Annotated in this window: 25 protein-coding genes; 15 read left to right on the top strand and 10 right to left on the bottom strand. The window is 63.1% G+C overall.

Translation table 11 applies throughout. The features are described 5' to 3' along the window. Window positions 1-43: 43 nt before the first annotated feature. The 14 genes from M1E12_RS12435 to ureG all read left to right on the top strand — a co-directional run bounded on the left by M1E12_RS12435 (window position 44) and on the right by ureG (window position 9628). The gene (locus M1E12_RS12435; RefSeq protein WP_479562014.1) at window positions 44-1171 is read left to right on the top strand and encodes a CE1 family esterase; all 1128 of its coding nucleotides are present in this window, start codon (window positions 44-46) and stop codon (window positions 1169-1171) included. Continuing rightward, window positions 1114-1932 carry an urease accessory protein UreD gene (locus M1E12_RS12430; protein ID WP_479562013.1) on the top strand — a complete coding sequence of 273 codons (819 nt, stop codon included), beginning with the start codon at window positions 1114-1116 and terminating at the stop codon, window positions 1930-1932. The genes M1E12_RS12435 and M1E12_RS12430 overlap by 58 nt, the downstream gene beginning before the upstream one ends. Before the next feature lie 22 nt (window positions 1933-1954). Beyond that, complete coding sequence (locus M1E12_RS12425; protein ID WP_006725821.1) at window positions 1955-2257, top strand: urease subunit gamma; 303 nt, start codon at window positions 1955-1957, stop codon at window positions 2255-2257. Between the two features lie 10 nt (window positions 2258-2267). Next, entirely contained in the window at window positions 2268-2522 is a 255-nt protein-coding gene (locus M1E12_RS12420; RefSeq protein WP_310241717.1) for a DUF1272 domain-containing protein, read from the top strand. A 20-nt stretch (window positions 2523-2542) separates the two neighbouring features. Further along, the gene (locus M1E12_RS12415) at window positions 2543-2848 is read left to right on the top strand and encodes an urease subunit beta (RefSeq protein ID WP_310241718.1); all 306 of its coding nucleotides are present in this window, start codon (window positions 2543-2545) and stop codon (window positions 2846-2848) included. 21 nt (window positions 2849-2869) lie between these two features. Continuing rightward, on the top strand, window positions 2870-3298 hold the full coding sequence (locus tag M1E12_RS12410; protein WP_479562012.1) for a lysozyme inhibitor LprI family protein: 429 nt from the start codon (window positions 2870-2872) through the stop codon (window positions 3296-3298). 12 nt (window positions 3299-3310) lie between these two features. Beyond that, entirely contained in the window at window positions 3311-3961 is a 651-nt protein-coding gene (locus tag M1E12_RS12405; RefSeq protein WP_479562011.1) for a Urease operon accessory protein, read from the top strand. 5 nt (window positions 3962-3966) lie between these two features. Next, the gene (gene ureC / locus M1E12_RS12400) at window positions 3967-5679 is read left to right on the top strand and encodes an urease subunit alpha (RefSeq protein ID WP_479562010.1); all 1713 of its coding nucleotides are present in this window, start codon (window positions 3967-3969) and stop codon (window positions 5677-5679) included. Between the two features lie 76 nt (window positions 5680-5755). After that, entirely contained in the window at window positions 5756-5998 is a 243-nt protein-coding gene (locus tag M1E12_RS12395; protein ID WP_479562009.1) for a hypothetical protein, read from the top strand. Between the two features lie 12 nt (window positions 5999-6010). Beyond that, window positions 6011-6685 carry a TIGR02117 family protein gene (locus tag M1E12_RS12390; RefSeq protein ID WP_479562008.1) on the top strand — a complete coding sequence of 225 codons (675 nt, stop codon included), beginning with the start codon at window positions 6011-6013 and terminating at the stop codon, window positions 6683-6685. Between the two features lie 204 nt (window positions 6686-6889). After that, window positions 6890-7759: a GGDEF domain-containing protein gene (locus M1E12_RS12385; protein WP_479562007.1), complete on the top strand. Its 870-nt coding sequence runs from the start codon at window positions 6890-6892 to the stop codon at window positions 7757-7759. A gap of 65 nt (window positions 7760-7824) precedes the next feature. After that, window positions 7825-8310: an urease accessory protein UreE gene (gene ureE, locus M1E12_RS12380; protein WP_479562006.1), complete on the top strand. Its 486-nt coding sequence runs from the start codon at window positions 7825-7827 to the stop codon at window positions 8308-8310. Continuing rightward, on the top strand, window positions 8297-8989 hold the full coding sequence (locus tag M1E12_RS12375; RefSeq protein ID WP_479562005.1) for an urease accessory protein UreF: 693 nt from the start codon (window positions 8297-8299) through the stop codon (window positions 8987-8989). Before ureE ends, M1E12_RS12375 begins: the two co-directional genes overlap by 14 nt. A 27-nt stretch (window positions 8990-9016) precedes the next feature. Continuing rightward, on the top strand, window positions 9017-9628 hold the full coding sequence (gene ureG, locus M1E12_RS12370) for an urease accessory protein UreG (protein ID WP_479564876.1): 612 nt from the start codon (window positions 9017-9019) through the stop codon (window positions 9626-9628). 18 nt (window positions 9629-9646) lie between these two features. Here the strand turns inward: ureG and M1E12_RS12365 are convergent, their stop codons facing one another. The 9 genes from M1E12_RS12365 to M1E12_RS12325 form a co-directional block, all read right to left on the bottom strand. Next, window positions 9647-10321, bottom strand: coding sequence for a Crp/Fnr family transcriptional regulator (locus tag M1E12_RS12365; protein WP_162760158.1), 675 nt, complete (start codon window positions 10319-10321; stop codon window positions 9647-9649). Between the two features lie 312 nt (window positions 10322-10633). After that, window positions 10634-11275: an outer membrane protein gene (locus M1E12_RS12360; RefSeq protein ID WP_479562004.1), complete on the bottom strand. Its 642-nt coding sequence runs from the start codon at window positions 11273-11275 to the stop codon at window positions 10634-10636. A 152-nt stretch (window positions 11276-11427) separates the two neighbouring features. Then, window positions 11428-14751 carry an efflux RND transporter permease subunit gene (locus tag M1E12_RS12355; RefSeq protein WP_479562003.1) on the bottom strand — a complete coding sequence of 1108 codons (3324 nt, stop codon included), beginning with the start codon at window positions 14749-14751 and terminating at the stop codon, window positions 11428-11430. A gap of 14 nt (window positions 14752-14765) precedes the next feature. Further along, window positions 14766-15950, bottom strand: coding sequence for an efflux RND transporter periplasmic adaptor subunit (locus tag M1E12_RS12350; RefSeq protein WP_479562002.1), 1185 nt, complete (start codon window positions 15948-15950; stop codon window positions 14766-14768). 321 nt (window positions 15951-16271) lie between these two features. Further along, window positions 16272-17264 carry an ABC transporter substrate-binding protein gene (locus tag M1E12_RS12345; RefSeq protein ID WP_479562001.1) on the bottom strand — a complete coding sequence of 331 codons (993 nt, stop codon included), beginning with the start codon at window positions 17262-17264 and terminating at the stop codon, window positions 16272-16274. A 30-nt stretch (window positions 17265-17294) separates the two neighbouring features. Beyond that, window positions 17295-18161, bottom strand: coding sequence for an ABC transporter permease (locus M1E12_RS12340; RefSeq protein ID WP_310241744.1), 867 nt, complete (start codon window positions 18159-18161; stop codon window positions 17295-17297). Next, window positions 18158-19045 carry an ABC transporter permease gene (locus M1E12_RS12335; protein ID WP_479562000.1) on the bottom strand — a complete coding sequence of 296 codons (888 nt, stop codon included), beginning with the start codon at window positions 19043-19045 and terminating at the stop codon, window positions 18158-18160. The genes M1E12_RS12340 and M1E12_RS12335 overlap by 4 nt, the downstream gene beginning before the upstream one ends. Continuing rightward, window positions 19045-19380, bottom strand: coding sequence for a hypothetical protein (locus M1E12_RS12330; RefSeq protein WP_113458388.1), 336 nt, complete (start codon window positions 19378-19380; stop codon window positions 19045-19047). Before M1E12_RS12330 ends, M1E12_RS12335 begins: the two co-directional genes overlap by 1 nt. 351 nt (window positions 19381-19731) lie before the next feature. Then, entirely contained in the window at window positions 19732-20520 is a 789-nt protein-coding gene (locus M1E12_RS12325; RefSeq protein WP_113462477.1) for an ABC transporter ATP-binding protein, read from the bottom strand. Window positions 20521-20644: 124 nt separating this feature from the next. Between M1E12_RS12325 and M1E12_RS12320 the strand changes: the two genes are divergently transcribed. Then, complete coding sequence (locus M1E12_RS12320) at window positions 20645-21058, top strand: cupin domain-containing protein (RefSeq protein ID WP_479561999.1); 414 nt, start codon at window positions 20645-20647, stop codon at window positions 21056-21058. 416 nt (window positions 21059-21474) lie between these two features. Here M1E12_RS12320 and hydA read toward each other — a convergent pair whose 3' ends face one another. Beyond that, a complete protein-coding gene (hydA, locus tag M1E12_RS12315) occupies window positions 21475-22932 on the bottom strand; it encodes a dihydropyrimidinase (protein ID WP_479561998.1) in 1458 nt (485 codons plus the stop codon). Window positions 22933-23003: the final 71 nt, after the last annotated feature.

Below are 23003 nucleotides of genomic sequence, written 5' to 3'. Positions count from 1 at the left end.
ACGCGTGATATTAGACGCGCATCTGCGAACAGAAGGCACATCCATGACGACCAGCACGGTAATCCCACTCGTGCGGGCACGCTGCATATTGCGCGTGGTCGCGGGGCTTTTCCTCCTCGGCGCCTCCAGCGCGGCGGCGCAAGCTGCGGGCTGCGGCACGCCGATCGAACCCGGCCAATACAGCTTGACCTTCCAGTCGGGTGGCATCGAACGGGAGGCGATCTATGTCGTGCCGTCGAGCTATTCGGGCAAGAAGAAGGTTCCGCTGGTCCTCGACTTTCACGGCTCCAACAGCAATCCGAAGGTTCAGCTCGGCCGCAGCCACTGGAACGAGGTTGCCGAGCGCGAGGGCTTCGTCGTGATGGCGCTCGCCGGCAGCTTGAAAGGCGAGTTGCCGAGCACCCATGCCTGGTATGTGCCGGGGGTGACGATGGGAGAAGGCGCGGACGAGTCCGCTGCCATCCGCGCGGCGCTTGAGATCGCCAAGGAAAAGCTCTGCATCGACGCAACCAAGGTCTATGCCTCCGGCTATTCCGGCGGCGGGCGCATGCTGTCGCAATACATCTGCAACGGCTATGGTGATTTTGCGGCTGCCGGTTTCGTCATGGGCCTACGGGCCGGCACGCCGGTCGAGGAAAACGGCGTCTGGCAGCCGCGCCGGGAAAGCTGCCAGCCGAGCCGGCCGGTCTCCATCATCGCCTTTTCGGGCAAGAAGGATCACGTCAACCCGTTCGAGGGTGGCGGCAAGGCCTATTGGCGCTATGGCGGCGAAGTGGCGCTCAATCGCTGGGCCGAGCTCAACGGCTGCGAGGGCAGGGCTTCCCTGGAAACGGGCGAGAACGCCGACGTCATGAGCTATGCCGGCTGCCGTGCGGGAACCAGCGTCGTCTCCTATGTGATCGCCAGCGCCGATCACGCCTGGCCGGCCCGGACCGTGCGCTTCCGCCTCGCCTCGAATGGCGACAAGGCGATCCGCGAGGTTGATGCGACCGACAGAATGTGGGAGTTCTTCAAGGCCTCGGGCGGCGAAATGATTGCGACGGTCGCGGTCGACAATGCTTGCGGCGACAAACAGAAAACCGCCGCGATCAGCGACGGCGGGCAGGGGACAGATTGCACGCCATCCAGCAAACCAGACAGCAACGCGCCCGCGGTGTCGGGCGACTTGTAACGAAGTCGCTCGGCGGGCGCACGCGCATCGCCGAGCTCTATCAGGAGGGGGCGGCCAAGATCCGCCTGCCCGAGAGTTTCACCAGTGAACTCGAGGCGGTGACGATCAACACCGCCGGCGGCATTACCGGCGGGGACCAGTTCGACTGGAATTTCCGCGCCGGCCCGGGCAGTTTTCTCACTGCCACGACACAGGCCTGCGAAAAGATCTACAAGGCTTCTGCCGGTACCGGCGAGATCACCACTCGGATCGAAGTGGGTGAGGGTGCTCGCATGCACTGGCTGCCGCAGGAAAGCATTCTCTTCGACAATGCATCGCTGACCCGAAGGCTCGAGGTCGACCTTGCCGAGGATGCCGAATTTCTCGCCGTGGAAGCGATCCTGCTCGGGCGCAAAGCCATGGGCGAGGCGATGAATGCCGGCCTCGTGCGCGACCGCTGGCGGATCCGGCGGGGCGGACGTCTGCTGCATGCCGAAGAGCTGAAACTGGGTGGCGACGTCGCCGGTCTGGTGGCGTCGCCGGCAGTGCTTGCCGGGCGCGTTGCCTTCGCGACTCTCATTCTCGTCAGTCCGCGCGCCGAAGCGCTGATCCGCCCAATTCGTGAGCATATCGCTGAAGAAATGGGCGGCGTAAGTTATTGGGAAGGCAAGCTTGTTGCCCGTATCGCGGCCCCTGACGGCTTTGCCTTGAGAAAAATCTTGATCCCGGTCATTTCGGCCTTGCGCGGGGGCGCGTCTGTGCCAAAAGTCTGGAATCTCTGACGATCACGCCATTGGAGCACGCATGAATCTGACGCCGCGGGAAAAGGACAAACTGCTGATCGCGATGGCGGCCATGGTCGCGCGCCGCCGGCTGGAACGGGGCGTGAAGCTCAACTATCCGGAAGCGATTGCGCTGATCACCGATTTCGTTGTCGAAGGGGCGCGCGACGGCCGGGCCGTCGCCGATCTCATGGAGGCGGGGGCACATGTCATCACCCGCGACCAGGTGATGGAGGGCATTGCCGAGATGATCCACGACGTGCAGATCGAGGCGACTTTCCCGGACGGTACGAAACTCGTCACCGTTCACGAACCCATTCGCTGAGGATCGGACCATGGCGCTGGAGCTTCGACCGAATTGCGAGTGCTGCGACAAGGATCTGCCGCCGGAAAGCCTGGCGATGATCTGCAGCTTCGAATGCACCTATTGCGCCGACTGCGCTTCGACCACGCTTGCCGGCATCTGCCCGAATTGCGGTGGTGAATTGGTGCGTCGGCCGATCCGGCCCGCCGCCAAGCTTGCGAACAATCCGGCGTCCACCAAACGCGTCCTCAAAGCCGAAGGCTGCCCGCCTTCGCGCGCCGCTTGAACCCGATGAAGGAGCGATTCATGATCCCCGGTGAAATCATTGCCGCCGCAGGCGAAATCGAACTGAATGCCGGACATCCGACCGTGACGCTCGAGGTTTCCAACAGCGGTGACCGGCCGGTGCAGGTCGGCAGTCACTACCACTTCTTCGAGACCAATGCCGGGCTGATCTTCGATCGCGACAAGGCGCGCGGCATGCGGCTCGACATTCCGGCTGGAACTGCCGTGCGCTTCGAGCCGGGACAGACGCGGCAGGTCACGCTGATCCCGTTGTCTGGCAAGCGCGAGGTCTATGGTTTCCGCCAAAAGGTCATGGGCAGCCTCTGATATGAAGGTGGGGAAACGGTCATGGTGCGGGCGATGAACTGGGGCGTGATCCTCGTCGTCTGCGGCTGCGTATTGCTGCAAGACGCGCCGGCCTCGAGCGAGGACGTGCGGGACGTCGATTGCAACAATGCCCAGACCCAGGCCGACATGAACCAGTGTGCGGCCGAGGACTATCGAAAAGCCGATGCCGCGATGAATGCCCAATGGGCCGAGACGCGCGCCGCCATGCTCGCATGGGACAAGGCGACGCCACCCTCGGATGATAACGGGGCGGCCAAGCGGCTTCTGGTTTCGCAGCGTGCCTGGCTCGCCTATCGCGATGCAGCCTGCGATCTCGAAGGTTACTCGGCCGAAGGTGGGACCATGCAGCCGATGGTGATCTCATTCTGCCTCGCGGAACTCACGAAACACCGCACGGAAGAACTCAAGTCACTGGTCGAGGGCTATTGAGGGTGTGAGACCATGGCTCAGGCGAGACAGATCATGATCGTGGGCAACGGACCGGTAGACGAGGGGGCAGCACCCCTTATCGACGCCGCGGACCTCGTGATCCGCTTCAATGGCAGCCGGAACTTCGGCTCTGCGGGGCGCAAGACGGATATCATCGCCGTTTGCAACACGGGACGCCCGGGGGCCCAGATGCTTGCCGATCCCGAATGGCGCGACAGCGAGGCGGTGCGCCGCACGACGGAGATCTGGTCGGTGCGCGATCCGGAGAAGTTCGCCGACATGAAGCCGCAGCTTGCGATCACGCATCCCGAACTCGACGACTTCTGCGACGATTACACCGATGGCTTCGCGACCTTCGCCACGGCCAATGGCAAGCAGCACCGGATCATCCATCGCGACGTGCATGAGGGCCTGGACGCCGCACTGCTGGCGCTCGATGCGGAGCCATACGTCGTGCCCTCGAGCGGCATGGTGGTGATCGAGGCGCTGCTTTCCGATCCGACGCATGCCGAAGATACCATCATCCTCGCCGGCTTCGGTCACAGCGGGTGGGATGGCCATCCTTTCGAAGCCGAGCGCCGGCTGGTCGATCAATATATATCGAGCGGCCGCGTCCTGCGGCTGCAACCGATCTTCGTTTCCTCCCTCTCCCAAGGAGCCTGAGACCCATGTCCTACAAGATGTCCCGCGCCGCCTATGCTTCGATGTTCGGTCCGACCACTGGCGACAAGGTACGTCTTGCAGACACGGAGCTGTTCATCGAGGTGGAGAAGGATTTCACCACCTATGGCGAAGAGGTGAAGTTCGGCGGCGGCAAGGTCATCCGTGACGGCATGGGCCAGAGCCAGGTGACGCGGGCGAACGGCGCGGTCGACACCGTCATCACCAATGCGTTGATCCTCGACCACTGGGGGATCGTGAAGGCCGATATCGGGCTCAAGGACGGGCGGATCATCGCGATCGGCAAGGCCGGCAATCCCGATACGCAGCCCGACGTCAACATCATCGTCGGTCCCGGGACCGAGGCGATCGCGGGTGAAGGCAAGATCATTACCGCCGGCGGCATGGATGCGCATATCCACTTCATCTGCCCGCAGCAGATCGAGGAGGCGCTGATGTCGGGCCTCACCACGATGCTGGGCGGCGGTACCGGTCCCGCCCATGGCACGCTCGCGACGACCTGCACGCCCGGCCCCTGGCATATCGCCCGGATGATCGAAGCGGCGGATGCCTTCCCGATGAACCTCGCCTTTGCCGGCAAGGGCAATGCCTCGCTGCCGGGTGCGCTCGAGGAAATGGTGCTTGGCGGTGCGACCTCGCTCAAGCTGCACGAGGACTGGGGCACGACGCCCGGCGCGATCGACTGCTGCCTCTCGGTCGCCGATCAGTACGACGTGCAGGTGATGATCCACACGGACACGCTGAACGAGTCCGGCTTCGTGGAAGACACAGTCGGCGCGATCAAGGGCCGCACGATCCATGCCTTCCACACGGAAGGGGCGGGCGGCGGCCACGCGCCCGACATCATCAAGATCTGCGGACAGCTGAACGTCATTCCATCGTCGACCAATCCGACGCGGCCCTACACGGTCAACACGGTTGCCGAGCATCTGGACATGCTGATGGTCTGCCATCACCTGTCCTCGTCGATCCCAGAAGACATCGCCTTCGCCGAAAGCCGCATCCGCAAGGAAACCATCGCGGCGGAAGACATCCTGCATGATATCGGTGCCTTCTCGATCATCTCGTCCGACAGCCAGGCCATGGGCCGCGTCGGCGAAGTGATCATTCGCACCTGGCAGACGGCCGACAAGATGAAGCGCCAGCGCGGCGCGCTTTCCACCGAGACCGGCGACAACGACAACATGCGCGCCAAGCGCTATGTGGCGAAATACACGATCAACCCGGCGATCGCCCATGGCGTGAGCCATGAGATCGGCTCGATCGAAGTCGGCAAGCGCGCCGATCTCGTCATCTGGAATCCGGCCTTCTTTGGCGTTAAGCCGGATATGGTGCTGCTCGGCGGCGTGATCGCTGCCGCTCCGATGGGCGATCCGAATGCTTCCATCCCGACACCGCAGCCGGTGCATTACCGCCCGATGTTCGGTGCCTATGGCAAGGCGCGAACGAATTCCTCCGTCACCTTTGTTTCGCAGGCCGCCCTCGATGCGGGCCTTGGCAATCGTCTGGGTGTCGCCAAGCAGTTGGTGGCGGTCAAGAACACCCGCGGCGGCATCTCCAAGAAGTCGATGATCCACAACGACTTGACGCCGCATGTGGAAGTGGATCCGGAAACCTATGAAGTGCGCGCCGATGGCGAGCTTCTGACCTGTGAACCGGCGACCAAGCTGCCGATGGCGCAGCGGTATTTCCTGTTCTGACGCGGTAGCCAGTCGGATTTGCGGCCAGCATGGCCTAGTGTATCATCTGCCTGACCCATTCAGGAATTGTTGTGCCGTGGCCGAGGACGTGAATAACCTGGTTCTGGAGCATTTGCGAGCAATCCGTTCGGATCTGCGCGACATGCGCGACACCATGGCCGAGCAAGGGCAGCGTCTCACCCGGATGGAGATCGGCCTGGCAGGATTGCGGCGCGATCAAGGTGCGGATGCCGGAGGTGTCGCGGAGATGGGCTTGCGTCTTGATCGTCTGGTTGAACAGGTCCGGAGAATTGAGCACAGGCTCGACCTTGCAGACTGAGACGCCCCGACAGTGAAGACGCTTTTTCGAAGACTGGCCTTTGGCCTGTCCATGCTCGTCATCCTCCTGGCTCTGGGAACGCTAGTGCCGCGCCCGCTCAATCCGCGCGCGGAGGCTTCCCTTGGAGGCGAGACGGCGGAGATCCTGTTGCTCGCCAATCCGATCCACACGGATATCGCCCTGCCGGTCGATGACGAGGTGCGGGCGGCGTTCGCCGATCTCGTTCCCGGTGGGTTGCCCCTCGACATGCCGGGTGTGGAATATCTGATCATCGGCTGGGGCGGCCGGTCCTTCTATATCGAGACGCCAACCTGGGGTGACATCCGCCCGCTGCCGGTTTTCAGGGCGCTGACCGTCGACCGCTCCGTGCTGCATGCCTCCGTGGCCGGTCCAATCGATCTTCAGCATCCCTCCGTGCGCAAGCTCGCGATCACGGAAGAGGGGCGTCGCCGGATGATCAGGGAGATCCGCAGCAGTTTCGTCCGCGAAGACGGCATGCCGATTGCTGTTCCAGGCGCCGCATACGGCCTGGATGACGCCTTCTTCGAGGCGAGGGGGGCCTTCAACGCGCTGGTCGGCTGCAACACCTGGACGGCCGCCATGTTGCGGTCCGCGGGTATCCGCACCGGCTGGTGGACGCCCATGCCGCAACTGCTTGATCTTTCACTCGATCTCCATCACGGCTGAAGGCCGCGGAGGCGCTGAGAAACGGCAATCACCGCCGCTGGCGCCATCGCGATCAAGACTGACCATCGGGCAGCCCTGAACGCAAGCGTGCGCCCGTCCAGCGTCCTTTTTCGGTGGTTCCTCGCCCATTCGGCTGATCGCTTGCATTTGAGTGATTCCGTTAGGACTCGCAAAACCTGCTCACCCTAATTCAAGGGCATGTTCATGAAGGAGCAGGCGGTGATTCTCATCGGCAAAGGGCGCTGGCCGCAGATCGACCTCGGAGGCTTCGAAAGGCCTCGCGCGGTGCTGCACTTTGCCCTGCGCGTCTGCTTCTGCTCGGTGATCGTGGCCAGCCTCGCGGGCTTTCTGTCGCTCCTGCTGCTCACCCTCACGGGATATCTCACGCTTCCCTTCGACGAGATGGTCCGGCTGATGGTGGCCTTCGCCTGGTTCTTCGGCGGGATCCTCACCGGCAGTCTGGCCTTCGCCGCCGGCCATGTCATTCGCGACCTTGCCGCCTCGCGCAGCACATTCGAGCGGCTGAGCAAGACAGATACGTTGACGGGGCTTGCCAACAGGCGTGTGTTCAACGAAGCCGTCGCCGCCGTTTCGGGGGAGGCATCGCTCGCGATCATCGACATCGACCGCTTCAAGTCGATCAATGACCGCTTCGGGCATCAGGTAGGTGATCGGGTCATCCAGGCGGTCTCCTCGGTTCTGAGAGAGGTTTTCGGCGACCGGCATCTCGTCGTCCGCCTCGGCGGGGAGGAGTTCGGTGTCGTTCTGCGGGGCGGGACACGGGAGGAAAGACTGGCTCTGGTGGAAGAGGCACGGAAATGTGTCGCCGCCCGATGCGTAGATTTTCACGGAACGGAGATTTGCGTCACCATCTCCGCCGGGATCGCCGAGTTCGCTGCGGGCAAGCGTCCCGAGATCGTCTATGCCTGGGCGGACAAGGCGCTCTATCTTGCCAAGGACAGCGGGCGCGACCGGGTTATCCACGAGCAATCGCTTGTCATCCTGGAGCCGATGATCAGCGACCATGCGTCTGATGATGCTCGACTTTTTGCCGCGATCGGCCGACGGGACTGAAGAACGATCTTGCCGTCTGCCTCATTCCTGTGCATGGTTCAAAAAACAGCCATGTCGGAGATTTCATGCAGCGCGCGACTTCCTTCAAACCCGCCGGTTCCGTCGCCGCCGCGCCTGATGGCGTGGTGGTTCTTCCCCATGATGGCCGTCATCTCCGGCGCAAACTGCTGCATCTCGACAATGGCGACATGGTCATGCTCGACCTCAAGGAGCCCGTGCTCTTTCATCACGGCGATCGGTTGTTGCTCGATGACGGGACGACGGTCGAGATCCAGGCGGCGGAAGAGCGGCTGTTCGAAATTCGCGCCCGCGATACGCTCCACCTGATCGAACTTGCCTGGCATCTGGGCAACCGCCATCTCTCCGCCCAGATCGAGCCGGACCGCATCCTGATCCAGCGCGATCACGTGATCCGGGACATGCTTGTCGGTCTGGGAGCCGAGGTGTCTGATATCGTCGAGCCTTTCCAGCCTGTCCGCGGGGCTTATCATTCCCATGGTGGCCACGGCTCACATGGTGGTCATCACGAGGGCGGGCATGGCCACGGATGACATGCCGGCTGGCGGCTTCGCCGGACGTCAGGCGCTGCTTCGACTGATGGCCTGGCTTTCACCGGCCTTCCCCGTCGGTGGCTTTTCCTATTCCGCCGGCTTCGAGAGTGCGATCGTCGAAGATCATGTCCGCGACGGAGACGGTGTCGAGGCCTGGCTCCTGACACTGCTCTCGGCTGGCGGTATGCGCAATGATGCGATCCTGCTCGGCGAAGCGCATCGGCTGCAGAGCGAAGGGCAGCCGCTTGAGGATCTGATATCCCTCGCGAGGGCACTCGCCGGTTCGGCCGAGCGGCATGCGGAGATGACGCGGCTCGGTGAGGCTTTTGTCCAGGCCGCTGCCGCATGGCCGCATCCCGTGATCGAGAGACTTCAGGGGTCTGTCGCCTACAGCGTTGCCGTCGGCGCCGTGGCGGCTGCGCATGGTGTCGCGAAGGATGATGCCATCGCGGCTTTCCTGCATGCGCAGATCTCGCAATATATCTCGGTCGCGATCCGGCTCGGCGTCATCGGCCAGAGCCGTGGTGTCGCGATCCTGGCGGCGGCAGAGCAGCCCATTCTGGCCGGCGCTACAGAGCTGAGCCGCCTTGGGCTGGATGACCTCGGTTCGGCGACGATCATTGCCGAGACGCTCAGCATGCGGCACGAGACGCAATATTCCCGGCTGTTCCAATCCTAGGCTTGAAGCGCAAACAGGACGAAGATGATGAAATCGAAAAATGGTCCCCTCCGTGTCGGCATCGGCGGACCGGTTGGCTCCGGCAAGACGGCTCTGACGGAGAAGCTCTGCAAGGCGATGCGCGACGACTACTCCGTCGCCGTCGTCACCAATGACATCTATACCCGCGAGGATGCCGATGCGCTGATCCGCATGCAGGCCCTGACTTCGGATCGCGTGGTGGGGGTCGAAACGGGCGGCTGTCCGCATACCGCGATCCGTGAGGATGCCTCGATCAATCTGAGGGCTATCGCCGATCTCAATGCGCGGATCCCGGATCTCGACGTCGTCTTCATCGAATCCGGCGGCGACAACCTCGCGGCGACCTTTTCGCCGGATCTCGCCGACATCACGCTCTACGTCATCTCGGTCTGTCAGGGAGAAGAGATCCCGCGCAAGGGCGGGCCGGGCATCACGCGGTCGGATCTGCTGGTAATCAACAAGACCGATCTTGCACCCCATGTCGGCGTCGATCTCGATGTGATGGAACGCGATGCCGGCCGGATGCGCTCCGAGCGTCCTTTCGTCTTCACGGACCTGAAGCGGGGGGCCGGCGTGGAGAAGATCGTCAGCTTCCTGCAGGAGAGCGGAGGCCTCTGACCGGCAGCTAGCCTGAGCTCAGATCTGCTTCAGCGCGTTGACATCGCTGATCTGGATCGTGCGTCCGCGCACGATGACGCCTGCACGGCGGAGCGCTGAGAAGGCGCGCGACAGGGCTTCGGGTGCGAGCCCAAGCTTGCCGGCGAGCAGGCTCTTCTGGAACGGAAGCCTGATCGAGGCCGGGCCGCCTTCCACGTTGCAATGGGTCAGGAGATAGTGGGCGACGCGCTGCGGGGCGGTCTGCAGACGGTCGTTGGCGATGCAGTCCATCGTGGTGCGCAGATGGTCGGACAGGCAGCGGATGATCGCCTGGGAGACGTCCTTCTCGTGCTCGGCCAGGGCACGCACACGCTGCAGGTCGAAGCGGGCAAGCGTGACCGTTTCTGCCGCCTGGGCGTTGTAGAGATACTTGTCGCCGAGCGCGAGCAGGCATTCGGCGAAGGTGTCGCCCGGGCCGCAAACGCGGATATCGGCTTCGCGCCCATCCTTGTTCAGCCGGTAGAGGCGGACATAGCCGCTCAGGACACTGTAGAAACAGTCGGCCGGCTCGCCCTCGCGGAACAGCACATCGCGCGCCTCGTAGTTGGAGATATTGGCGATCTCCATCATCGAGGCCATGGCGCTCGGGCCGAGTTGGGACAGGAACGACGTCCGCAGAAGCGTGTTCTTGTCGCGCGCGTTCAGTCTCAGCATCTTGTTCACGGTCTTCACGGCTCCCCATCCACATGGTGTCCGGGCATGCACCGCTGCGGTCGTCGCGTTCCATCGAGGTCCAGCCTGCCATTTCATGGCCCAGCCGAATTGCGCGTCGCCTGCAGGTCCGGGTGATCGTGCCCTTTCCAGTCGAGTCACATTATCGCGAGGTGGGGAAGTCCGGATTGATTTCGATCAAACGGTCATCGGTATATGATGATCGTCGAAAGAAGGCGTGACGCCTGGGTTGACGGGCAGTTCGCTGTGGCAGCTGCCCGCCAATCCGGGGTCTGACTCACTGCCGGTTCGGCCTCAGAATTTCATCCCGAGACCGATCTTGACGGTGTGCTGCTCAAGCTCCGAGCTCACGGTTGCCGGGCCGAAATCAAGCTCGCCGCTGCCGAAGTCGTTGTAGCGATAATCGAGCCGCCCGAAGAGACGATCGGTCATGGCATAATCTAGGCCGGCACCCAGGGTATATCCATGGAAGCTGCCGGTTGCCTCTGCCACGCCGATGAATTCCGCCTCGAGATGCGTTGCTGCCCATCCGGCTGTCGCATAGACCAGGAGACGATCCAGGGCATAACCCAGACGCATGCGGGCCGAGCCCTGCCAGTCGGCGCCGCCGGTAAAGGCTCCGAAGGCTGAGGTCACCGTTACGTCCTGAACATTGTATTCGAGATCGCCCTCGAGGCCGAGCACGAGGTTGTTGTCGAACTGGGTGCTCACCCCGGCAAAGACGCCTGGAAGTCTACCGTTCAGGCTGTCTGTCTTCGGTGCATAACCGGTGACTTCGAACAGGCCATCCATCCAGCCATAGCCGCCGGTGACGCCGACATAGGCGCCGCTCCAGTCGTAGGCTGCGGTGTGCTTCTGGGCGGGCAGGAGGGTGCCGTCATCCGCAAGAGCGGAGGTTGCGAGCATGCAGAATGTAATCGTGATGAAACGTCTCAAGAGAATCCCCATGACCTGAGATGGAATGCAATGCGCTCAGGTTGCGTCGATTCTCTTGCGTGTGACTGGAGGATGTGAGGGAGGGGGCGTTTAAGGCGCGCCGCACCGAGCGGGAGACCGGCCGCCATGAGGAGCGGCCGGTCGAGCTTTGGTTACTCTGCGGCGAGTGGCGGCAGGTTGATCACGTTGCCATTGCCGTCGCTCTTGCGGGTGACCGGCTGGCTGCGTTCGACGGCGGCGACGCGGCGATCCATGGCTTCCAGGGCCTGAACATTCTGGCGCGCCAGGAAGGACAGGACTTCCGGTGTCAGCGGCTCTTCCTCTTCTTCCTTCTTGCCGACGAAGCGGCTGAAGATCCAGCCGAGCAGGCGGGAGATGTCGTCGAGGATCAGGAAGAAGGCGGGCACGACCACGAGGCTCAGCACCGTCGAGACGATGATGCCGCCGATGACTGCCACGGCCATGGGGGCGCGGAACGAACCGCCTTCACCGACACCCAGGGCCGAGGGCAGCATGCCCGCCGACATGGCGATCGAGGTCATGATGATCGGGCGGGCGCGCTTGCGGCCGGCTTCCACCATGGCTTCCAGGCGATCCATGCCGTGGCGGCGCATCTCGATGGCGAAGTCCACGAGCAGGATCGCGTTCTTCGTCACGATGCCCATCAGCATCAGGATGCCGATCAGGACAGGCATGGAGAGCGCGTTGTTCGTGATGATCAACGCGACGGCCACGCCGCCGATCGCGAGTGGCAACGAGAAGAGGATGGTGAAGGGCTGGATCACGTCCTTGAAGAGCAGGATCAGCACCGTCAGCACGAGAAGCAAGCCGAGAATCATGGCGTTGACGAAGCTCTGCTGCATCTCGGCCTGGATCTTCGCATCGCCGCTCTCGGCCAGACGAACGCTGGCCGGGATGTCGGCATTCTCCACCGTCGTGCGGAAGGCCGCCGTTGCGGTATCGAGCGCGACGCCCTGCGGCAGGCCGGCACCGATCGAAACGACGCGGTTGCGGTCGTTGCGCTTGATCGACGAGACGCCCTCTGCGTAGTCGATATCGGCGACGCTCGAAAGCGGCACCGTCTCGCCGGTTGCCGTGCGGATCTTGAGCGCGCGGATCGCTGCGAGATCCGTGCGGAAATCGAGCGAGGCCTGGACGCGGATCGGGATCTGGCGGTTGTCGAGCGAGATCTTCGGCAGGGCTGCATCGACATCGCCGATGGTGGCGACACGCACCGTCTGGGCGATCTGCTGCGCAGTGATGCCGAGGCGGGCGGCCTCGTCGGCGCGCGGGCGGATCTGCAGTTCCGGGCGGGGCAGGGCGCCATCGGCGCTGACATTGGCGAGTTCCGGCACCTGACGAAGCTTGGCTTCGAGAATGCCGACGGCCTCGTTCAACTCCGCTTCGTTCTTGGAGAGGAAGTTGAAGGTGATGTCGCGCTCGCCGCGGTCATTCAGCTTGGTGATGCGGATATCCGGAATCGAATTGAGCTTCGCGAAGACCTCTTCCTCGATGTCCCATTGCGGGCGGATACGACCGTTCTCCGGCAGCTTGGGCAGATACTGGCCAATCAGCGGCAGGCCACCCAGTCCGTCGTTGACCAGGGTCTTGGCCAGCGAATGCTCGATACGGTCAAGATTCATGGTCACGCTTGCGCGACGCAGTTCCAGATCCCCGCGCGGCGAGGAGCCGCCGAGGATGAAGATGCTGTCGACATCCGCCACGTCCTTGATGGCTGCGTAGATTTCATCCGTCTTGCGCTCGGTTTCATCCAGCGTCGCATTCGGCGGCAATTCGACCGACAGCACGATGCGGCCTGCATCTTCCGGCGGAATGAAGCTGCCGGGCACGCCTGCGAGCAGGATGATGGAGCCGATCAGGAACGCGATGGCAGCAGCCAGCGTGCCGAGGCGCGAATACCAGCGGCGGGTCGTGAAGCGCACCAGCTTCGTGTACATCTTCAGCGGCAGGCTGTCATTGTCGTGATGGTCGTCCATCGCGTCTTCCGCCCGCATCAGATAGGCCGCCATCATCGGAGTGATGAGACGCGCCACAAGCAGCGAGAAGAAGACGGAGAAGGCGACCGTCAGGCCGAACTGGATGAAGTACTGACCGGGAATACCCGGCATGAAGGATACCGGCACGAAGACCGCGATGATCGTGAACGTCGTCGCGATGACGGCGAGGCCGATTTCGTCTGCCGCCTCGATCGCCGCGCGATAGGGCGTCTTGCCCATCTTGATGTGGCGGGCGATGTTTTCCACCTCGACGATCGCGTCATCGACGAGAATACCGGTTGCCAGCGTGAGCGCCAGGAACGAGACGAGGTTCAGCGAGAAGCCCATCAGGTCCATGACCCAGAAAGTCGGGATGGCCGAGAGCGGCAGCGCGACGGCGGAGATCAGGGTCGCACGCCAGTTGCGCAGGAAGAGCAGGACCACGATGACGGCGAGCAGGGCGCCCTCGACGAGCGTGTGCATCGCGGCTTCGTAGTTGCCATAGGTGAAGTAGACCGAGTCGTCGATCATCTCTATCTGGACGTCGGGGTTCTCGGCACGCACGGTGGCGAGGCTTTCGGCAACCGTCTCGGCAACCGTCACTTCGCTCGCACCCTTGGCGCGGAAGACGGCAAAGGACACGACCGGCTTGCCGTCGTGGCGGGCGAAGGATTTCGGCTCTTCATAGGTGTCGGTGACGCGGCCGATGTCGGACAGCTTGACGAAGCGACCGCCGGGCAGGGCGATCGTGGAATTCGCAAGGCTTTCCACATCCCGGTTGTCGCCGAGCGTGCGGATGGACTGTTCTGCACCAGCGACCTGACCGCGGCCGGAGCCGAGATCGACATTGGTGCCCTTCAGCTGGCTGGAAATGTCTGAAGCCGTGACGCCCAGGGCGTCCAGGCGGTTCGGGTCCAGCTCGACACGGACTTCCCGGTCTGCGCCGCCGTAGCGGTCTACACGGCCGATGCCCGGCTGACCCTGCAGGGCGCGCTTGATGGTGTCATCGACGAACCAGGACAGCTCGGCGAGGTTCATGTTGGGCGAGGAAACGGCAAAGCTCTGGATGGCCTGGCCTTCGACGTCGATTTTGGTGACGATCGGTTCTTCGACGGAGGCCGGCAGATCGCCGCGGATCTGGTCGATCGCGTCCTTGACGTCCTGGACCGCCTGTTCCGTTGGCACTTCCATGCGGAACATGACGACCGTCTGGGACTGGCCATCGGTGACGGTCGAGTTGATTTCGTCGACGCCGGTGATCGATGCCACCGCGTCTTCGACTTCCTTCGTCACCTGGCTTTCGAGTTCAGCCGGCGAGGCGCCGCTCTGGCCGACCGTGATCGCCACCAGCGGAACGTCGATGTTCGGGAAGCGGGTGATCGGCAGCGAGTTGAACGACTGAATGCCGACCACGATCAACAGGAAGAAGGCTAGGATCGGCGCAATCGGATTGCGTATGGACCATGCAGAGAAGTTCATGGCGTCGTCGCCCCTCAGTTGGAAACGCTGCTGGTTTCTTCCACCGGATTGATCCGGTCGCCGTCACGGACAAAGACGCCCGCCTTGGCGACCACCTTGTCTCCGTCGTTCAGGCCTTCTGTCACCTGGATGTATGCGCCATCCTGGATGCCCGTCTTGATCTCGACCATCTCCACCGTGCCATCGGCGACCTTGCGGACCGTCGTCTTGCCGGCTTCGGTCGTGATCGCCGAAAGCGGCAGGGCGACGCCATTGGCCTCCTGCACGACGATCGAGGCGCTGCCATACATGCCTGCACGGGCCGCCGCATCGTCGTCGAGTGCGATATGCACGGCGCCGAGACGCGTGACCGGATCGACGACCGGCGAAACCAGGCGAACGGAACCGCTCATAGGCCGGTCGGAACCGGCGACCGAGACCTCCGCCTTCTGGCCAGCCTTCAGGCGCAGGATATCAGTTTCCGGCACGTCTGCCACCAGTTCGATCTGGCCATCGCGGATGACCGTGAAGAGCGGCTGGCCTGCACCGGAGGCAATCGCGCCGATGCGTGCGTTGCGGACCGAAACTGTACCCGCCACCGGCGACTTGATGTCGGTTCGGGCAAGGCGCAGATCGGTGTCGGCGATCTGGCTGTCCACGACCTTGATGTCGGCTTCCGCGACGGTGATGGCCTGGCGGGCCGTCTCGACCCGGGCGGTGGCACTCGCCAGCGCGGTTTCAGCCTGTTCCTTTTGTGAGGCGGATACGGAACCAGACGAGGCCAGGCGCGTTGCACGCTCGAACTGCCGCTGTGCCTCCTCAAGGCTCGCTTCGGCTTCGACGAGCTGCGCCTGGTACTGGGCGAGTGCTGCTTCCGCCTTGGCACGGTTGGCCACATACTGGCTGCGCTGCAGCTGAAGCGTGTCCTGGCTGAGCTTGGCAACGACCGTCTGCGCCTCGACCTTGTCGCCGACGTCGACGTTCAGGGTCTCGATCTGCAGTCCCTCGACCTGGGGCTGGATCTGGACCTCTTCTTCGGCGCGAAGCGTGCCGGAAGCGACGACGCGATCGATCAGGTCACGGGTCTCGGCCGGGGTGACGATGATGGACGGAAGATTCTGGGCTGGCGTGGCAGGCTGATCCTGCCCGATGGCAACGGACGCCGAAAGCGACAGGATTGCAGCCATCAGCACGGATCTCGTGCGCGCGTTTCGAGACATTGGACCCTTCCCAAGGACGATAATTGCAGTTCGGTCGAGTATACGTCGGGGAAGCCGGATCGGCTCATAGCCTAGGTGTTCCCCGACGATAACACGCAGCTTCACATTTATGGCATCTGAAATCAGCACCTGAGGTGGGGGATAGCTGCAGCCCATGCAAGAGCCGTCTGAGGCATTTTCACACGGAGGGTGAAAATAGTTCAATATAGAACGATGGTGTTGCCGATTTGCCAGCGTCTGCAGCATGAAATCATCAGTAAAGCCTACAAAAAACACGGGGATTTCTCCCCGTGCTTCATCGTTGCATTGGTCCGCCAAAGACTATTTCAGGGCCGCGTCGGTGATTTCGGTCGTGAAGGCACCTTCCGGCTCCTTCGTGATGACGGGATCGGAGCCGCCGCCGAGCAGGGTCTTGACCGTGCGGTCGTAGTCAGCCTTGTCGAGCGCGCCGTTCGAGCCGGCGGTCAGCTTGGCGACTTCGCCCATCATGCGCTTCTGATGCTGTTCCGTCTGGGCGCCGGAAGCGTCGTTCTCGAGCACGATTTCAGCCGCTTCGTCGGAGTTTTCCTCGGCGTACTTCCAACCCTTCATCGACGCGCGGACGAACTTGACCATCTTTTCCTTGAAGGCCGGGTCCGAGAGCTTGTCTTCGAGCACGTAAAGGCCGTCTTCGAGGGTTGCGACGCCTTCGTCCTCATACTTGAAGGTGACCAGTTCCTCCGGCTTGATCCCGGCATCGATGACCTGCCAGTATTCGTTATAGGTCATGGTCGAGATGCAGGCGGCCTGCTTCTGCAGGAGCGGATCGACGTTGAAGCCCTGCTTCAGAACGGTCACGCCATCCGGCGAGCCATCGGTCTTGATGCCGAGCGTGCTCATCCAGGAGAGGAACGGATATTCGTTGCCGAAGAACCAGACGCCGAGCGTCTTGCCCTTGAAATCCTCAGGCTTGGTGATGCCGGTTTCCTTGAGGCAGGTCAGCATCATGCCCGAGGACTTGAAGGGCTGGGCGATATTGACGAGCGGCACGCCCTTTTCGCGGGTTGCGAGGGCTGACGGCATCCAGTCGACGATCACGTCAGCGCCGCCACCGGCGAGGACCTGCGGGGGAGCGATGTCAGGACCGCCCGGCTTGATTTCGACGTCGAGGCCTTCTTCTTCGTAGAAGCCCTTGTCCTTGGCGACGTAATAGCCGGCGAACTGGGCCTGCGTGACCCATTTCAGCTGGAGGGTCACCTTGTCGGCGGCCGCGGCCTGCATGGCGGTCAAGGAGACCGCGGCAGCCAGCAGCATGGATGCGAGTTTGACAGTCATTTCAGTTCCCTCTTTTGTTTTTGGTAGAAGTCACGACCGTCCACCACGGACGGACGGATGCCAGAAGGTGACCCGGCGTTCTGCCAGTGCCACCAATCCGTAGAAGACCGAGCCGGCGAGTGCGGCAACCGCAATCTCGGCCCAGACCATGTCGACATTCGAGCGTCCGACCTCTGTCGAGATGCGGAAGCCCATGCCGACAATCGGGGTACCGAAGAATTCTGCAACGATGGCCCCGATTAGAGCCAGAGTCGAGTTGATCTTCAGCGCATTGAAGATGAAGGGCCAGGCGGCGGGAAGCCGCAGGCGCACCAGCGTCTGCCACCAGGAGGCGGCATAGGTGTGCATCAGGTCGCGTTCCATGTGGCTTGCCGAGGCCAAGCCCTGGACTGTGTTCACCAGCATCGGGAAGAAGGTCATGATGACGACGACGGCGACCTTCGACTGCCAGTCGAAACCGAACCACATGACCATGATCGGAGCGATGCCGACGACGGGCAGCGCCGAGACGAAATTGCCGATCGGCAGCAGGCCTTTCTGCAGGAAGGGCGAGCGGTCGATGAGGATCGCGACGAGGAAGCCGAGGCCGCAGCCGGCGACATAGCCTGTAATCACCGACTTCAGGAAGGTCTGTTGGAAATCCGCCCAGAGGATATGGGTGGAGGTCAGGATCCGCGCCCAGATCATCGAGGGGGCCGGCAAAAGGATCGAGGGGATCTCGAAGCCGCGCACCATGCATTCCCAGATCACGAGCAGGGTCACGCCGAAGATCAGCGGGACGGCGATGCCGATCGCGCGGCGGGTTGTCGGATCCTTGGCGCGCAGGCGAACCAGCCACTCGTTAAGGCCCCAGGCGCCGAGCCAGAAGACAAAGGCGAAGACGAGGTAACCGTTCATGGCTTGACCCCCATGCGTGCGAGCACCCTGGTATGGGCCATGCCGACGATCGAAACGAGCAGGGCGGCGAGGCCCGCCGCCATGAAGAGGGCGGCCCAGATCTGGATCGTCTGGCCATAGTAAGAGCCTGACAAGAGACGCGCACCGAGCCCGGCGACAGCACCTGTCGGAAGCTCACCGACGATCGCCCCGACCAGCGAGATCGCGATCGCCACCTTCAGCGAGGTGAAGAGATAGGGCATGGAAGCCGGCCAGCGCAGCTTCCAGAAGGTCTGGGAGGGGCTCGCATTATAGGTGTGCATCAGATCGAGCAGCAGGATGTCGGGGCTGCGCAGGCCCTTCACCATGCCAACGACGATCGGGAAGAAGGAAAGATAGGTGGAAATCAGCGCCTTGGGCAGAAGTCCGGAGATGCCGATGGAATTCAGGACCACGATGATCATCGGCGCGATGGCAAGGATGGGGATCGTCTGGGAGGCGATGACCCAGGGCATCAACGACTTGTCCATGGCCCGGTTATGAACGATGGCGATGGCGAGCGCGATACCGAGCGCGGTGCCCATGGCAAAGCCCATGAGGGTCGCCGAAAGCGTGATCCAGGCGTGGTAGACGAGGCTGCGCTTGGAGGTTACCGCCTTGTTGATGGTGGTATCCCAAAGCTCGGCGACGATCTGATGCGGTGCCGGCAGCACAGGGCGCTCCTGGGCAAAGGTGCGTTCGACCACCTGGGCGAAGGTGATCTCCTCGCCTGCGCGCGCAGCCTGGTCGCGCACGAAAGGTGCATTCAGGTAGACGACGAAGACATGCCAGATCACGAGGATTGCGAGAACCACCGTAAGCACCGGCAAAATGCGGTCACGGAAGGTCGAAGGGGCTGAGGTCATCAGGCGCCTCCCTTGGCGGGATAGAGCATCAGGGCCATGGACAGGACACCGAGTGCCACGCCGACCGACTGGATGGGGCTCAGGCGTTCGCCGAAGACGAAGAAGGCAATGACATTGATGAGGACGAGCTGCGCGATGGCCGACGCCGAGATCGCGAGCCCCAGCCCGCCTTCGCGCATCAGCTTCACCATCATCAGATTGCCGATGCAGTAGAGCGCGAGGGAAGCCAGGAGCACCCAGAGCTTGCCGTTGTCGACATAGGCCCGGGAGACGGTGGCGGCACCCAAGAAGGTTGCCATGGCGGCGCCGAGCCAGAGGAGGAAGGTGGGGTTCATGGGGTGGGCTCCACTCCTGCGGTAGCCGACACCCTCCCCTTGAGGGGGAGGGTCGGAGCGAAGCTCCGGGGTGGGGTGATGTGCGAGACCTGAGCGTTGATCAATGACGTCGAACTCGTCGTCAGGTTCACCCCCACCCGCCGCTTCGCGGTGACCTCCCCCCTCAAGGGGGAGGTGGGGAGCGCGTTGCCGGCGTTCACAACGCCGGCGGCCTTGCCCCTCATCCGCCTGCCGGCACCTTCTCCCCGTTGCGACGGGGAGAAGGGACGTGCGGCACCGCGCTGGCCATCCCCTCTCCCCGCCTGCGGGGAGAGGGTCAGGGTGAGGGGCATCTTACCCACAAGCGCCACACTATTCCTCATAGCTATGCCCCGCCTTCAGGCCCTCGCGCACCCGGTGCGCGATCTCCAAGAACTCCGGCGTCTCGCGGATGTCGAGCGGACGCTCCTTCGGCAGCGTCGACTCGATGATGTCGGTCACCCGGCCGGGCCGCGGGCTCATGACGACGATCTTGGTCGAGAGGTAGACGGCTTCGGGGATCGAATGGGTGACGAAGCAGATCGTCTTGTTGGTGCGTGCCCAGAGCTTCAAGAGCTCGGAGTTCAGGTGGTCGCGGACGATTTCGTCCAGCGCCCCGAAGGGTTCGTCCATCAGAAGCAGGTCGGCGTCGAAGGCAAGCGCGCGGGCGATCGAGGCGCGCTGCTGCATGCCGCCCGAGAGTTGCCAGGGATATTTCTTGGCGAAGCCCGAGAGGTTGACCAGTTCCAGCGTCTGTTCGATGCGCTTTTTCTTCTCATCGGCGCTGTAGCCCATGATTTCGAGCGGCAGCGCGATGTTGTTTTCGATCGTGCGCCAGGGATAAAGCGCCGCCGCCTGGAAGACATAGCCATAGGAGCGTGCCTTGCGTGCCTCTTCCGGCGTCATGCCGTTCACGGTGATGTCGCCACCCGTGTGTTTCTCGAGATCGGCGATGACGCGCAGGAAGGTGGTCTTGCCGCAGCCGGAGGGGCCAATGAAGGAGACGAAATCGCCTTTCTTCACCTCGAGATCGACATTGGACAGGGCGTGGACGGGCCCGTCATTGGTCTCGAAGGTGAGGCTCAGATTCCTGGCCGAGACGACGGAATAGGGTGCATTCATGCGCGGGGACCAATCGGGTTTGTTGCAAAGGCCGTCTGCCTCTTGCATTCTTTTGACATGCGGCCGCTCGGGAGCAGCGGATAAAGAATGGCGGGCCGGCCGCCGAAGGGATGAGGATCAGACCATGGACGCATCAGCGAAGCCCACCTGCCGGATCGTCAAACCCGGCCATACCTATGAGGGCAAGCAGGGACTGAGTTATTTCGAGGGCATTGCGGCCGAGACCGTCGGATCGAAGGGCATCTGCATGCATGTGCTCACCATGCCGCCGGGCGCGCGGGCCAAGGCGCATCTGCACGAGAGCCACGAGACCGCGATCTACATGCTCTCCGGTCAGGCGCATACCTGGTACGGCGACCGGCTGGAGAACCATGTGATCGTGCATGCTGGCGAGCTGTTCTACATCCCAGCCGGCGTGCCGCATCTGCCGGCGAACCTGTCGAACGCGCCCTGCACGGCGATCATTGCGCGCACCGACCCGAACGAGCAGGAGAGCGTCGTGTTGTTGCCGCAGCTGGATGGGTTGGTCGAGGTGTGAGGTTGCTCCTCTCCCCGGCGGGGAGAGGGTGGCGCGTAGCGCCGGATGAGGGCGCGCGGAGCGCGCTGGTTTGGTGGTTTCGCTGACGTCGGTGCTTGGGGTACCCCCCTCTGTCCTGCCGGACATCTCCCCCTCAAGGGGGGAGAGCGGTTGGGGCAGGTGCCGAAGCCTCACCCTCCCCTTGAGGGGGAGGGTCGGAGCGAAGCTCCGGGGTGGGGTGATGTGTAAAGCGCTCGTATGCTGCTGTGACGTCAAACTCGTCGCCGGGGTCACCCCCACCCGCCGCGTTGCGGCGACCTCCCCCCTCAAGGGGGAGGTGAGGCCCGAGAACGTCGCGGCCGATCTCCCCCCTTGTGGGGGAGATGTCACGAAGTGACAGAGGGGGGTAAGACCGCGCGCCAAGGCCATGTAAACGCTCACACCCCCGTAGCCGGAATGCCCGTGCGTTCCACCTTGCGCGGGGCGACCAGTTCCTTCCAGGTCGACAGCGCCTTGGAAACGGCGGGGAAGGGCTCGCGCTTGACGAACTTACCGTGGCCCTCGCGGGTCTTCACCGCACTTTCCTCGATCGCGACATAGCCGCGGGTCAGCGTGTAGCGCGGCAGGCCGGTCACTTCCTTGCCCTCGAAGACGTTGTAATCGATCGAGGACTGCTGGGTCTTGGCAGAGATGGTCTTGGAGCGCTTGGGATCCCAGACCACGAGGTCGGCATCGGCGCCGACGAGGACGGCGCCCTTCTTCGGGTAGATGTTGAGGATCTTGGCGATATTGGTCGAGGTGACGGCGACGAATTCGTTCATCGTCAGGCGGCCGGTTGCCACGCCATAGGTCCATAGCATCGGCATGCGGTCTTCAAGCCCGCCGGTGCCGTTCGGGATCTTGGCGAAGTTGCCGACGCCGAAGCGCTTCTGTTCTGAGGAGAAGGCGCAGTGGTCGGTGGCGACGACCGAGAGCGAACCCGACTGCAGGCCGGCCCAGAGTGAGTCCTGGTGCTGCTTGTTGCGGAAGGGGGGCGACATGACGCGGCGGGCGGCGTGGTCCCAGTCCTTGTTGAAATATTCGCTCTCGTCGAGCGTCAGGTGCTGGATCAACGGCTCGCCGTAAACGCGCATACCCTTCTGGCGGGCGCGGCGGATCGCTTCATGGGCCTGTTCGCAGGAGGTGTGCACGACATAGAGCGGCACGCCCGCCATATCGGCCAGCATGATGGCGCGGTTCGTCGCTTCGCCCTCAACCTCGGGCGGACGGGAATAGGCGTGCGCCTCCGGGCCATTGTTGCCTTCGGCCAGCAGCTTTGCCGTCATTGAAGCGACGACGTCGCCGTTCTCGGCATGCACCATCGGCAGCGCGCCGAGCTCGGCGCAGCGCTGGAAGGAGGCGAACATCTCGTCGTCATTCACCATCAGCGCTCCCTTATAGGCCATGAAGTGCTTGAAGGTGTTGATGCCGCGATCCTGGACGACCGTCTTCATCTCGTCGAAGACGCGTTCGTTCCAGCCGGTGATCGCCATGTGGAAGGAATAGTCGGCCGTGGCGCGCGAGGTCTTGTTATCCCACATCTGCAGCGCTTCGAGCAGCGACTGATCGGGACCGGGCAGGCAGAAGTCCACGACCATGGTCGTGCCGCCGGAGAGGCCGGCGCGCGTGCCGCTTTCAAAGTCGTCCGCCGAGTAGGTGCCCATAAAGGGCATTTCGAGATGCACATGGGGGTCGATACCACCAGGCATGACATAACAGCCCGCCGCATCCAGCACGGTGTCGCCGGAGAGGTTTGGCCCGATCGCGACGATCACGCCCCCCTCGATCTTGACGTCAGCCTTGTAGGTCAGATCGGCGGTGACGATCGTGCCGCCCTTGATGACTGTGGTGGTCATGTGGTCTCTCCCCGTGTCGTGTTCTTGATGCTTGCGCGGTTGGTTCGCGTTTGTGCCTTCGCCTGCGGCGC

Source organism: Rhizobium sp. K33 (assembly GCF_056501445.1).
This window is presented reverse-complemented; position numbering and strand designations above follow the sequence as displayed.